General features: G+C 70.2%; 14 protein-coding genes. 6 read left to right on the top strand and 8 right to left on the bottom strand.

Annotation, left to right across the window (positions count from 1 at the left end):
- Positions 1-13 precede the first annotated feature (13 nt).
- Positions 14-1,195, bottom strand: a complete 1,182-nt coding sequence (gene glgA, locus P5G50_RS13080) for a glycogen synthase (protein ID WP_301208433.1) — start codon at positions 1,193-1,195, stop codon at positions 14-16.
- A 47-nt stretch (positions 1,196-1,242) separates the two neighbouring features.
- Here glgA and glgC point away from each other — a divergent pair, with 47 nt between their 5' ends.
- Together glgC and serB are read left to right on the top strand one after the other, a co-directional pair.
- Entirely contained in the window at positions 1,243-2,487 is a 1,245-nt protein-coding gene (gene glgC, locus P5G50_RS13085) for a glucose-1-phosphate adenylyltransferase (protein ID WP_301208432.1), read from the top strand.
- Positions 2,484-3,143 (top strand): phosphoserine phosphatase SerB, encoded by a 660-nt coding sequence (gene serB, locus P5G50_RS13090; protein WP_301208431.1) that lies wholly within the window; start codon positions 2,484-2,486, stop codon positions 3,141-3,143. The genes glgC and serB overlap by 4 nt, the downstream gene beginning before the upstream one ends.
- A 28-nt stretch (positions 3,144-3,171) precedes the next feature.
- Here serB and P5G50_RS13095 read toward each other — a convergent pair whose 3' ends face one another.
- Positions 3,172-3,882 (bottom strand): beta-ketoacyl-ACP reductase, encoded by a 711-nt coding sequence (locus tag P5G50_RS13095; protein WP_301208430.1) that lies wholly within the window; start codon positions 3,880-3,882, stop codon positions 3,172-3,174.
- Positions 3,883-3,943: 61 nt separating this feature from the next.
- Here P5G50_RS13095 and P5G50_RS13100 point away from each other — a divergent pair, with 61 nt between their 5' ends.
- The 4 genes from P5G50_RS13100 to P5G50_RS13115 all read left to right on the top strand — a co-directional run bounded on the left by P5G50_RS13100 (position 3,944) and on the right by P5G50_RS13115 (position 6,420).
- Positions 3,944-4,255 (top strand): DUF3099 domain-containing protein, encoded by a 312-nt coding sequence (locus P5G50_RS13100; protein WP_301208429.1) that lies wholly within the window; start codon positions 3,944-3,946, stop codon positions 4,253-4,255.
- A complete protein-coding gene (locus tag P5G50_RS13105; protein ID WP_301208428.1) occupies positions 4,252-4,506 on the top strand; it encodes a hypothetical protein in 255 nt (84 codons plus the stop codon). Before P5G50_RS13100 ends, P5G50_RS13105 begins: the two co-directional genes overlap by 4 nt.
- Positions 4,503-5,360, top strand: coding sequence for an SURF1 family cytochrome oxidase biogenesis protein (locus tag P5G50_RS13110; protein ID WP_301208427.1), 858 nt, complete (start codon positions 4,503-4,505; stop codon positions 5,358-5,360). The genes P5G50_RS13105 and P5G50_RS13110 overlap by 4 nt, the downstream gene beginning before the upstream one ends.
- Before the next feature lie 169 nt (positions 5,361-5,529).
- Positions 5,530-6,420: a patatin-like phospholipase family protein gene (locus tag P5G50_RS13115; protein WP_301208426.1), complete on the top strand. Its 891-nt coding sequence runs from the start codon at positions 5,530-5,532 to the stop codon at positions 6,418-6,420.
- Here P5G50_RS13115 and P5G50_RS13120 read toward each other — a convergent pair.
- The 6 genes from P5G50_RS13120 to sufB all read right to left on the bottom strand — a co-directional run bounded on the left by P5G50_RS13120 (position 6,417) and on the right by sufB (position 12,175).
- The gene (locus P5G50_RS13120; protein ID WP_301208425.1) at positions 6,417-8,015 is read right to left on the bottom strand and encodes an ABC-F family ATP-binding cassette domain-containing protein; all 1,599 of its coding nucleotides are present in this window, start codon (positions 8,013-8,015) and stop codon (positions 6,417-6,419) included. The two genes, P5G50_RS13115 and P5G50_RS13120, sit on opposite strands and share 4 nt — an antisense overlap.
- A gap of 77 nt (positions 8,016-8,092) precedes the next feature.
- A complete protein-coding gene (locus P5G50_RS13125; protein WP_301208424.1) occupies positions 8,093-8,422 on the bottom strand; it encodes a metal-sulfur cluster assembly factor in 330 nt (109 codons plus the stop codon).
- Positions 8,423-8,451: 29 nt separating this feature from the next.
- Positions 8,452-9,246: a Fe-S cluster assembly ATPase SufC gene (sufC, locus tag P5G50_RS13130; RefSeq protein ID WP_301208423.1), complete on the bottom strand. Its 795-nt coding sequence runs from the start codon at positions 9,244-9,246 to the stop codon at positions 8,452-8,454.
- Positions 9,247-9,248: 2 nt separating this feature from the next.
- Entirely contained in the window at positions 9,249-9,578 is a 330-nt protein-coding gene (locus P5G50_RS13135) for a non-heme iron oxygenase ferredoxin subunit (RefSeq protein WP_301209380.1), read from the bottom strand.
- Positions 9,575-10,756, bottom strand: a complete 1,182-nt coding sequence (gene sufD / locus P5G50_RS13140) for a Fe-S cluster assembly protein SufD (protein WP_301208422.1) — start codon at positions 10,754-10,756, stop codon at positions 9,575-9,577. The genes P5G50_RS13135 and sufD overlap by 4 nt, the downstream gene beginning before the upstream one ends.
- The gene (gene sufB / locus P5G50_RS13145) at positions 10,757-12,175 is read right to left on the bottom strand and encodes a Fe-S cluster assembly protein SufB (protein ID WP_301208421.1); all 1,419 of its coding nucleotides are present in this window, start codon (positions 12,173-12,175) and stop codon (positions 10,757-10,759) included.
- Between the last annotated feature and the right edge of the window lie 102 nt (positions 12,176-12,277).

A 12,277-nucleotide genomic window follows, 5' to 3' on the forward strand; every position in this document is an offset into this window, starting at 1 on the left:
CCGACGGACCCCCTCACACCAGGGACCGGTAGATGTCCCTGGTCTGCTCGGCGATCGCGGTCCAGCTGAAGGACGTCTCGGCGCGCTCGCGCCCCGCGGCTCCCATCTGGGCGGCGCGGGCAGGATCGCTCGCCACCTCGGTCAGGGCCGCGGCGAGATCGTGCACGAACGCCTCCGGGTCGGTCGGCGTGCCCGTGCCGTCCTGGAGCTGCTGGATGGGGACGAGCCGGCCGGTGACGCCGTCGACGATCACCTCGGGGATGCCGCCTGTCGCGGTGCCGACGACCGGCAGCCCGCACGCCATGGCCTCCAGGTTCACGATCCCGAGCGGCTCGTAGATCGACGGGCAGACGAAGACGGTGGAGGCCGTGAGCACGGCCCGCAGCTCGTCGTTCGGCAGGAGCCGCTCGATCCAGACGACGCCCTGGCGCTCGGCCTGCAGCTCCTCCACCAGCGCGGTCACCTCGGCGAGGATCTCGGGCGTGTCCGGAGCGCCGGCGCAGAGGATCAGCTGGACCTCCGGCGGCAGGAGGCGCGCGGCGCGCAGCAGGTACGGCAGCCCCTTCTGCCGCGTGATGCGCCCGACGAACACGACCGCGGGACGCGTCGGGTCGACCCCGAGCGAGCGGGCGAGCTCCTCGTCGGGGTTGGGCCGCCAGCGCTGCAGGTCGATGCCGTTGTAGACGGTGACGACCTTCGTGGGATCCAGGGCCGGGTAGGCCTTGAGGATGTCGCGGCGCATGCCGTCGCTCACCGCGATGACGGTGTCGGCGGCCTCGAAGGCGGTCTTCTCCGCCCAGCTGGAGACGCGGTAGCCGCCGCCGAGCTGCTCCGCCTTCCACGGCCGCAGCGGCTCCAGGCTGTGCGCGGTGACGACGTGCGGCACGCCGTGCAGCAGCTTGGCCAGGTGGCCACCCTGATTCGCATACCAGGTGTGCGAGTGGACGACGTCCGCTCCCCCGCAGTCCTGCGCCATCTGCAGGTCGACGCCGAGCGTCGTGATCGCGCCGTTCGCGCCGGCGAGTTCCGCCGGTATGCGGTACGCGAACGTGTCGGCCTCCTCCCGCGGCTCGCCGAAGCAGCGCACGAGCACCTCGGTGTCGGCCCGCAGGGCACGGACGAGTTCGGTGACGTGGACCCCGGCTCCGCCGTAGATGTCCGGCGGGTACTCCCTGGTCAGAAGATCGACGCGCATGTCGAGAACGCTAGTACAGCCCCCCACTTGCCTCTACTGTGGTGCTCATGGCAGCAGGCAGGAAGATCTTCGGCATCGTACTAGCGGGCGGGGAGGGCAAGCGGCTGATGCCGTTGACAGCCGACCGGGCGAAGCCGGCGGTCCCCTTCGGCGGCCAGTACCGCCTCATCGACTTCGCGCTGTCCAACCTGATCAACTCCCAGCTGCGCCAGATCGTCGTGCTCACGCAGTACAAGTCGCACAGCCTCGACCGGCACGTGTCGCAGACCTGGCGGCTCGACGGCATCACGAACTCGTACATCGCCTCGGTGCCCGCGCAGCAGCGCCTCGGCAAGCGCTGGTTCAGCGGGTCGGCCGACGCGATCCTGCAGAGCCTCAACCTGCTCCGCGACGAGAAGCCCGACATCGTCGTCGTGGTCGGCGCCGACCACGTCTACCGGATGGACTTCGGCCAGATGATCGAGGCGCACATCGCCTCGGGGGCGCCGGCCACCGTCGCGGCGATCCGCCAGCCGATCTCGCTCGCCGACCAGTTCGGCGTCATCGAGGTCGACGCGGCCCGGCCGGACCGCATCGCCGCCTTCCGCGAGAAGCCGAGCGACCCGGTGGGCCTGCCCGACTCGCCGGAGGAGGTGCTGGCCTCCATGGGCAACTACGTCTTCGACGCCGACGCGCTGATCGACGCGGTGATCCGCGACGGCGACCGGCCCGACTCCAACCACGACATGGGCGGCGACATCATCCCGGACTTCGTCTCGCGCGACGAGGCCGCCGTGTACGACTTCAACAACAACGACGTGCCGGGCTCGACCGACCGCGACCGCTACTACTGGCGCGACGTGGGGACGATCGACTCGTTCTTCGAGGCCCACCAGGACCTCATCTCCACCCTGCCGATCTTCAACCTCTACAACGACCAGTGGCCGATCTTCTCGCAGGTGGTCAACTCGCCGCCCGCGAAGATCGTCCGCGACGGCCGCGGCGCCCTCGGCACCACGATCGACTCGATCGTGTCGCTCGGCTCGGTGATCTCGGGCGCGCACCTCGAGCGCAGCGTGCTGGGCCCCTGGGCGAAGGTCGACTCGGGCGCCAAGGTCATCGACTCGGTCGTCTTCGACCGCGCGGTGATCGGGCCGAACGCGTTCGTCGGCCGGGCCATCCTCGACAAGGAGGTCGTGGTCGCCGAGGGCGCCCGCATCGGCGTCGACCCGGCCCGCGACCGGGCGCGCGGCTTCACCGTGACCGACTCGGGCATCACCGTGGTCGGCAAGGGCGTCCACGTCGTTCCATGACGAACGCGCATCACAGACCCGCACGCTGGCTCGTCGTCCTCGACGCCGACTCCACCCTGATCCACGACGAGGTGATCGAGCTGCTCGCCGAGGAGGCGGGCTCGCGCACCGAGGTCGCCGCGATCACCGAGCGCGCGATGCGCGGCGAGCTCGACTTCGAGCAGAGCCTGCGCGAGCGCGTCCGCACGCTCGAAGGGCTGCCGGTGGAGGTGTTCGCCCGCGTGGGCGAGCGCATCCGCGTGACCGACGGCGTGCCCGAGCTGGTGGCCGGCGTGCAGGCGGCCGGCGGCCGCATCGGCGTGGTCTCCGGAGGCTTCCACGAGATCCTCGACCCGCTCGGCGAGCGGCTCGGCCTCGACCACTGGCGGGCCAACCGGCTGGAGGTGCGCGACGGCGTGCTCACCGGCGAGGTGGAGGGTCCGGTGGTCGACGCCGCCGCGAAGGCGCAGGCGCTGCTCTTCTGGGCGGCTGACGCCGGCGTGCACCTGTCGCAGACGATCGCGATCGGCGACGGCGCCAACGACCTGCGGATGATGGCGGAGGCCGGCCTCGCCATCGCCTTCAACGCCAAGCCGAAGGTGCGACAGGAGGCCGACCTCGTCATCGACCGTCAGGACCTCGCGCAGGTGCTCCCGCTGCTCGGCCTGCGCGGCTGAGTCCGGCCTGCTGCCGCTCAGCGGTCGGTCAGTGCCCCATCCCGAGACCGCCGTCGACCGGGATGACCGCACCGGAGATGTAGGCGGCGTCGTCGCCCGCGATCCACGTGACGACCCGCGCGACCTCGGTCGGAGACGCGAACCGGCCCGCGGGGATGTTGCGCTTGTACTCCGCCTGCTGCGCCTCCGGCAGCTCCGCGGTCATGTCGGTCTCGATGAAGCCGGGCGCGACGACATTCGCGGTGATCCCGCGGCCGCCCAGCTCGCGCGTGATCGAGCGTGCCATGCCGACCAGGCCCGCCTTGCTGGCCGCGTAGTTCACCTGGCCGGCCGAGCCGTAGAGGCCCACCACGCTCGAGATGAGCACGATGCGGCCGAACCGCGCCTTCAGCATGCCCTTGGAGGCGCGCTTGATCACCCGGAAGGAGCCGCCGAGGTTGGTGTCGACCACCGCGTCGAAGTCGTCGTCGGACATGCGCATGAGCAGCGTGTCGCGGGTGATGCCCGCGTTGGCGACCACGACCTCCACCGGGCCGAGCTTCTCCTCCACCTCGGTGAAGGCGGCGTCCACGCTCGCGGCGTCCGTCACGTCGGCGCGCACGGTCAGGGAGCCCTCCGGCCCCTCGCCGGAGCGGGCCGTGACCGCGACGCGGTGCCCCTGCGCGACGAACTCCTGCGCGATCGCGTAGCCGATGCCGCGGTTGCCGCCGGTGACGAGCACGGTGCGGGGTGTGGTCATGGGTATTCCTTCCGAATCGAAACGGGTTCCAGTCTATGGACGTACTCTTGAGTCAACGCATATGAAGACCACACGCCCGTCTCTCACGAGCCTCCCCATGTCCCCGGACGAGGAGCGCCGACGCCGAGTCATCAAGTACTCGGTCGCCATGGGCATCCGTGTGGTCTGCCTCATCGTCGCGGTGATCGTGCCGGGGTGGTGGGCGGCCGTGCCGCTCATCGGTGCGATCTTCCTGCCGTACTTCGCCGTGGTCATCGCGAACGTCGGTGCGGAGCCGCGTCGAGACGACGTCCAGCGACCGGGCAGTATCCTGCCGATGAACCCCCCGCCTCCCCGTCCCGGTGCGGGTGACGACCGGCAGGAGGAACGGTGATCGGACTCGGCGGCGAACCGGAGCCCCTCACCTGCTCGCGCGCCGGCTGCCGCGAGCAGGCGGCGTGGCGGATCGAGTGGCGCAACCCGCGCATCCACACGGCCGACCGGGTGAAGGTGTGGCTCGCGTGCGGCGAGCACGTGGACTTCCTGCGGGAGTTCCTGGCGGCGCGCGACTTCCCGCTCGCGGTGGTGGCGCTCGACGGCGGCGCGCTCGACGACGGCGCGCTCGACGACAGGACCACCGCGTGAGCGCCCGCGAGGGCTGGCGGTTCGCGTTCTCGCGCCGCTGGCTCGGCTACCTGGCGTTCGCCATCGCGTTCGCGATCGCGTGCGGCTTCCTCTCGAACTGGCAGCTCGCCCGGAGCAAGGAGGCGGCGGCCGCCAACCACCTGATCTCGGCCAACTTCGACTCCACCCCGGTGCCGCTCGCGCAGGAGCTGCCGACGCTCGCCTCCTACTCCCCGAAGCAGGAGTGGCGGCGGGTCACCGTGACCGGCACGTACGAGCGCGACAAGGAGCTGCTCGTGCGCAACCGGCCCTTCAACGGCAGCCCCGGCTTCGAGGTGCTGACGCCGCTGCGCACGGCGGACGGCGCGCTGTTCATCGTCGACCGCGGCTGGGTGCCGACCGGCAACGACACCGACGCACCGGACTCCGTCCCGGCCGCGCCCGCCGGAACCGTGACCGTCGTGGCACGGTTGAAGGCCAGCGAGCCGGCCATCCAGGGCCGTACCGCGACGGGCGATCAGGTGGGCACCATCCAGCTCTCGGTCGTGAAGCAGAAGCTCGACGACGCCGACGTCTACACCGGCGCCTACGGCCTGCTCGACTCGCAGAAGCCGTCGCCGGCCGACGCGCCGACCCCGACCGTGACCGCGCCGCCGACCAAGGACGAGGGCCTGCACTGGTCGTACATGATCCAGTGGATCATCTTCGCCCTGATCGGCTTCTTCGGTCTCGGCTACGCCCTGCGCACCGAGTACCGGCGCCGCAACTCCGACGACCCGGCCGAGCGCGAGCGCGCCGCCGAACGGGAGCGGCGCCGCGCGCGCAAGCGGACGGACGCCGATGTCGAGGACGAGCTGCTCGACGCCGCCCGCTGAGCGGTCGGCGCTCCGGGGTGCTATCGTCGTCCCGATCGTGTTCCGACCTCAGGAGGTGAGACCCATGTACGCAGCAGCACAGTGGGCGCTCCCCTCCAGCCCACGATCGCGCGGCTGACACCTTCGCCGCCGGGAGCGCCATCCAGCGACATCGCGAAAGGCGACTCCCATGAACATCTCCTCTTCTTCGACACCCGCCCATGAGCGCGCGCTCGTCCTCGGCGGCGGCGGCGCGACCGGCAACGCCTGGCTGATCGGCGTGATCGCGGGCCTGTTCGAGGCCGGCATCGACGTCACCTCTCCGGACCTCACGATCGGCACCTCGGCCGGATCGACGGCCGCGGCCCAGCTCGGGACGGCGAGTCCGGCCGAGCTGTATGCCGCCGCGCTCGCACCGATTCCGCCGCGATCGGCGCCGAGTGGAGGCGCGCCCGCCCGCCCGGCCGTCTCCGGCCTCCAGCGCCTCACCGACCTCATCGCCGTGTCGGAGGACGCGGCGGACTACCGGCGCAGGCTGAGCGCGGCCGCGCTCGCGCAGGACCCGGCCGACCACGGCGCCTGGACGGAGCGCTGGCGCGCCATCGTGGGCCAGCGCCTGCCGCACGCGACCTGGCCCGAGCGCGCCGTCGCCATCACCGCCCTCGATGCGCACACGGGCGAAGGCGTCGTCTTCGATCGCGGCAGCGGGGTCGGACTGGTCGACGCGGTCGCCGCCAGCACCTCCAGCGGCCTCCCCTACCGGATTGGCGACGGCCTGTTCCTCGACGGCGGCTTCCGCTCGAACGCCGAGAACGCCGACCTCGCCGCCGGGTACGCACGGGTCCTCGTGCTCGCGCCCTTCGGCGGTCGCTCGCTCGCGCCCGACGCGTGGGGGATCCGCCTGGCGGACCAGGTCGACGCCCTGCGAGCAGGAGGCAGCGCGGTGGAGACCATCTTCCCCGAGTCGGAGGAGCTGTTCGGCGAGAACGCGACGGACGTCACTCTGCGCCCCGCCGCGGCACGCGCCGGCTACGAGGTCGGCCGCGCCCGCGCCGACGACCTCGTGCCCTTCTGGGACTAGGCCAGGGAGATCAGGTCCAGATAGTCCCTGTTCCAGTGGTCCTCGACCCCGTCCGGGAGGATCAGCACCCGCTCGGGGTTGAGGGCCTCCACCGCGCCCTCGTCGTGGCTGACGAGCACGACGGCACCCTCGTAGTGCGCGAGCGCGTCGAGGATCTCCTCGCGGCTGGCCGGGTCGAGGTTGTTCGTCGGCTCGTCGAGCAGCAGCACGTTGGCGCCGGAGACGACGATCATCGCCAGCGCGAGCCGCGTCTTCTCACCGCCCGAGAGCACCCCAGCGGGCTTGTGCGCGTCGTCGCCGGTGAACAGGAACGACCCCAGCACCTTGCGCGCCTCGGTCTCGGTGAGGTTCGGCGACGACGACACCATGTTCTGCAGCACGGTGCGGTCGACGTCGATGGTCTCGTGCTCCTGCGCGTAGTAGCCGATGCGGAGGCCGTGGCCGGGCTCCACCTGCCCGGTGTCCGGCTTGTCGACGCCCGCGAGCATGCGCAGCAGCGTGGTCTTGCCCGCACCGTTCAGACCGAGCACGACGACCTTCGAGCCGCGGTCGATCGCGAGGTCCACCGCGGTGAAGATCTCGAGCGACCCGTAGCTCTTCGACAGGTCGGACGCCTGGAGGGGCGTGCGGCCGCACGGCGCCGGCGTCGGGAAGCGCAGCTTGGCGACCCGGTCCACCTGGCGCACGTCGTCCAGCCCGGCGAGCAGCTTCTCGGCGCGAGCGACCATCTGGTGCGCGGCCGCCGCCTTCGTCGCCTTGGCGCCGAACTTCGCCGCCTGCAGCTGGAGGGCGCCCGCCTTCTTCTCGGCGTTGGCGCGCTCCTTCTTGCGGCGCTCCTCGTCGGCGGCGCGCTGGCGCTGGTAGTTCTTCCAGCCCATGTTGTAGATGTCGATGACCTGGCGGTTCGCGTCGAGGTAGAAGACGCGGTTCACGGTCTCGCCCACGAGGCCGACGTCGTGCGAGATGACGATGAAGCCGCCGGTGTAGCTCTTGAGGAAGTCACGCAGCCACACGACCGAGTCGGCGTCGAGGTGGTTGGTCGGCTCGTCGAGGATCATCGTGCGGGCATCCGAGAACAGGATGCGTGCCAGCTCGATGCGCCGCCGCTGACCGCCCGACAGCGTCTTGAGCGGCTGGTCGAGGATGCGGTCCGGCAGGTTGAGATTGGAGGCGATGGAGGCCGCCTCCGCCTCGGCCGCGTACCCGCCGTGCAAGTGGAACTGCTCCTCCAGCCGCCCGTACTTCTTCATCGCGGCGGCGGAGACGGCGGGATCGTCGCTCGCCATGTCCATCGTCGCCTGCTGCATGCCGAGCACGATGGAGCCGAGGCCGCGGGCGTCGAGGATGCGGGTGCGCGCGAGGTCGTCGAGGTTGCCGGAGCGCGGGTCCTGCGGGAGGTAGCCCAGCTCGCCGCTGCGCTCGACCTTTCCGGCCGTCGGCAACAGGTCGCCGGCGAGCACCTTGGTGAGCGTGGTCTTGCCCGCGCCGTTGCGGCCGACGAGCCCGATCTTGTCGCCGGCGGCCACGCGGAAGCTGACGTCCTCCATCAGCAGGCGGGCGCCGACGCGCAGTTCGAGATCGTGCACGGCGAGCACAGTGGTGTCCGTTCTTCAGTGGGTGGTCTCACACGAGAGTCCCGGCACTCGCGTGCCGGGACCCGTCGGTGATCGTTCTAGATGGCGAAGCCGAGGGCGCGCATCATGTCGCGCCCGTCGTCGGTGATCCGCTCGGGACCCCACGGCGGCATCCACACCCAGTTGATGCGGAACGCCTCGACGATGCCGTCGAGCGCCTCTGCGGTCTGCTCCTCGAGCACGTCGGTGAGCGGGCAGCCGGCGCTGGTGAGGGTCATCGAGATGATGAGCGCGTTGTTCTCGTCGTCCCAGGCGAGGTCGTAGATCAGCCCGAGGTCGACGACGTTGATCCCGAGCTCGGGATCCATGACGTTCTTCAGCGCCTCCTCGACCTGGTCGAAGAGCGCCGGGCTCAGCGTGGCGGGCATGCCCATCCCCTTCCGGTCAGTGATCCAGCTTACGCCTCGGCCAGGTCGCCGGCGCGGGCGCTGGCGGACTCGGGGGCGCCGACGTAGCGGTCGTAGCCCTCCTCCTCCAGGCGGTCGGCGAGCTCGGGGCCGCCCTGCTCCGCCACTTTGCCGGCGACGAACACGTGCACGAAGTCCGGCTTGATGTAGCGGAGGATGCGCGTGTAGTGCGTGATCAGCAGGATGCCGAGACCGGTGTTGGCCTTGGCGCGGTTCACGCCCTCCGACACGATCTTGAGCGCGTCGACGTCGAGGCCGGAGTCGGTCTCGTCGAGCACGGCGAACTTCGGCTTCAGCAGCTCGAGCTGGAGGATCTCGTTGCGCTTCTTCTCGCCGCCCGAGAAGCCCTCGTTGACGTTGCGCTCGGCGAACGACGAGTCCATGCGGAGGTTGCCCATGGTCTCGCGGACGTCCTTCACCCAGCCGCGGATCGCCGGCGCCTGGCCGTCGATCGCCGTCTTGGCGGTGCGGAGGAAGTTGGTGTTGGTGACGCCGGGGATCTCGACCGGGTACTGCATGGCGAGGAACAGGCCGGCGCGGGCGCGCTCGTCGACGCTCATGGCGAGGACGTCCTCGCCGTCGAGCGTGATCGTGCCGCCGGTGACCGTGTACTTCGGGTGGCCGGCGATCGTGTAGGCGAGGGTGGACTTGCCGGAACCGTTCGGGCCCATGATCGCGTGGATCTCGCCCTCGTTGATGGTCAGGTCGACGCCGTTGAGGATGGGCTTGGTGCCCTGGTCCGTCTCGACGGTGACGTGCAGGTCGCGGATCTCAAGAGTGGACATGATTACTGAATCGCTTTCGTAACGCTCGGGTCGATGTAGACGTCTCCGTCGATGAGTTCGACCTCGAAGACGGGGACCGGCTCGTACGCCGGGAGGTTGAGGGGCTTGCCGGTGATCAGGGAGAACTGGGAGCCGTGCGCCCAGCACTCCAGCGTCTCCCCCTCGACGAAGCCTTCCGACAGCGAGATCTCGCCGTGCGTGCAGGTGTCGCCGATGGCGTGGATGTCGCCGGACGAGTCCTTGACGACGGCGATCGGCACGCCGTCGACGAGCACCCGGGTGGCCTGGTTCTCGACCAGCTCGGCGCTGGAGCAGACGCGCGTGCCCATCAGCTCGCCGCCGCGACGGATGTGGTGAGCTCCGCCTCGATGGCGGCCTGCAGCCGATCCTGCAGCGCGGGCGAGCCGATCCGCTGCACGATCTCGAACAGGAAGCCGCGCACCACGAGACGGCGGGCCTCCTCCTCGGTGATCCCGCGGGACTGGAGGTAGAACAGCTGCTCGTCGTCGAACCGGCCGGTGGCGCTGGCGTGGCCGGCGCCGACGATGTCGCCGGTCTCGATCTCGAGGTTCGGCACCGAGTCGGCGCGGGCGCCGTCGGTGAGCACGAGGTTGCGGTTCTGCTCGTAGGAGTCGGTGCCGACGGCCTTCGGGCCGATCAGCACGTCGCCGATCCAGACGGTGCGCGCGCCCTCGCCCTGCAGGGCGCCCTTGTACGTCACGCGGCTGCGGGTCTCCGGGCCGTCGTGGTGCACGTAGACCTGCTGCTCGAGGTGCTGCGTCGCGTCGGCGAAGTAGGCGCCGAGCAGCTCGGCGTCCGAGCGCGCCCCGGCGAGGTGCGCCGACGGGTTCAGCCGCACCACGCCGCCGCCGAGGGTGATGGCGACGTGCTTGAGGCGGGCGCCCTCGGCGAGCTCGGCGAAGTGGGCGGCGACGTGGAGGGCGTCGTCGTCCCACTCCTGCACGCTCACGACCGTGAGGTCGGCGCCGGCGCCGAGCAGGAACTCGACGTTCTCTGCGAGGTGGGCGGAGCCGGAGTTCTGGAGGATGAGGGTCGCGTTGGCGCCCTCCGCCACCTCGACCACGGTGTGCGCGGCGCGCGCGGCGCCGCCGAGCGCGGAGCGGGTGAGGGTGACCTCCTTGTGCTCGGCGCCCGCGATGCGGACGAGGAGCGCCTGCTGGAAGTGCGTCCAGGCGTTGGCGGAGGCGCGGTCCTCCGGGGTGCCGGCGGTGCCGATGCGGGCGTCCTCGCGGCCGACCCACTCGGTGCTGACGCCGGAGGCCGTGGTCGCGTCGTAGACGTACGGCGAGCCGTCAAGCTCACCCGTGAGGAGGTCGGCGAGGCGCGCGACGGGCGTGTACTTCCACATCGCCTCGCGGCCGGTGACCTCGGGGAAGTCGGTGACCTCGGTGGAGGTGAACCGCTCGGAGCGGGTCTGGACGGGGACGGGCGCGCGCATGTGCTTCGGCGCCGACTGCTCGGCCTGCGCCGGAGTGGTAGCTGACATCATCTATCCGACAGAGCCTTCCATGCCCATCTCGATGAGCTTGTTGAGTTCGAGTGCGTATTCCATCGGGAGCTCGCGGGCGATCGGCTCGATGAACCCGCGGACGATCATGGCCATCGCCTCGTCCTCCGGGAGCCCTCGGGACATCAGGTAGAACAGCTGCTCCTCGCTGACCTTCGAGACCGTGGCCTCGTGCCCGAGCTGCACGTCGTCCACGCGGATGTCGATCGCGGGGTACGTGTCGGAGCGCGAGATGGTGTCGACCAGCAGCGCGTCGCAGCGCACGGTGTTGGCGGCGTGGTGCGCGTTGGCGTCGACCCGGACCTCGCCTCGGTAGCCGGCGCGGCCTCCGCCGCGGGCGATCGACTTCGAGACGATCGACGACTGCGTGTACGGCGCCATGTGGATCATCTTGGCGCCGGCGTCCTGGTGCTGGCCGGGGCCGGCGAAGGCGACGGAGAGGGTCTCGCCCTTGGCGTGCTCCCCCATCAGGTAGATCGACGGGTACTTCATCGTCACCTTGGAGCCGATGTTGCCGTCGATCCACTCCATGGTGGCGCCCTCGGCGGCGGTGGCCCGCTTGGTCACGAGGTTGTAGACGTTGTTCGACCAGTTCTGGATGGTCGTGTAGCGCACGCGGGCGTTCTTCTTGACGATGATCTCGACGACCGCGGAGTGCAGCGAGTCGGACTTGTAGATCGGCGCCGTGCAGCCCTCGATGTAGTGGACGTAGCTGCCCTCGTCGGCGATGATCAGCGTGCGCTCGAACTGGCCCATGTTCTCGGTGTTGATCCGGAAGTAGGCCTGCAGCGGGATCTCGACCTGGACACCCTTCGGCACGTAGACGAAGGAGCCGCCGGACCACACCGCGGTGTTCAGCGCGGCGAACTTGTTGTCGCCGGCCGGGATGACCGTGCCGAAGTACTCCTCGAAGAACTCGGGATGCTCGCGCAGCGCGGTGTCGGTGTCCATGAAGATGACGCCCTGCGCCTCGAGGTCCTCGCGGATCTGGTGGTACACGACCTCGGACTCGTACTGCGCGGCGACACCGGCGACGAGGCGCTGGCGCTCCGCCTCCGGGATGCCGAGCTTCTCGTACGTGTTGCGGATGTCCTCCGGGAGGTCCTCCCAGCTCTGCGCCTGCTTCTCGGTGGAGCGGACGAAGTACTTGATGTTGTCGAAGTCGATGTCGGAGAGGTCGGCGCCCCACGTCGGCATCGGCTTGCGTTCGAAGAGCTGGAGGGCCTTGAGTCGGCGCTGCAGCATCCAATCGGGCTCCTTCTTGAGCCCCGAGATGTCTTTCACCACCTCGGGAGAGAGCCCGCGACGCGCGGATGCACCCGCAGCGTCGGAATCCGCCCAGCCGAACTCGTACTGCCCAAGGCTCGCGAGTTCAGGCCGGTCGATCAGGATGTCTGACATATCTACCTCGTTTCCTACCACTCTCAACCGGATATCAGTCCGGCTCATTCCTCCGGGCGACGGCGTGCGCCGACCGCTCGGGCGTCCTGATTGTGCGGGTGG

Origin of the sequence: Leifsonia williamsii, assembly GCF_030433685.1 — a bacterium.
In the GTDB taxonomy this organism is placed as follows: domain Bacteria; phylum Actinomycetota; class Actinomycetes; order Actinomycetales; family Microbacteriaceae; genus Leifsonia; species Leifsonia williamsii.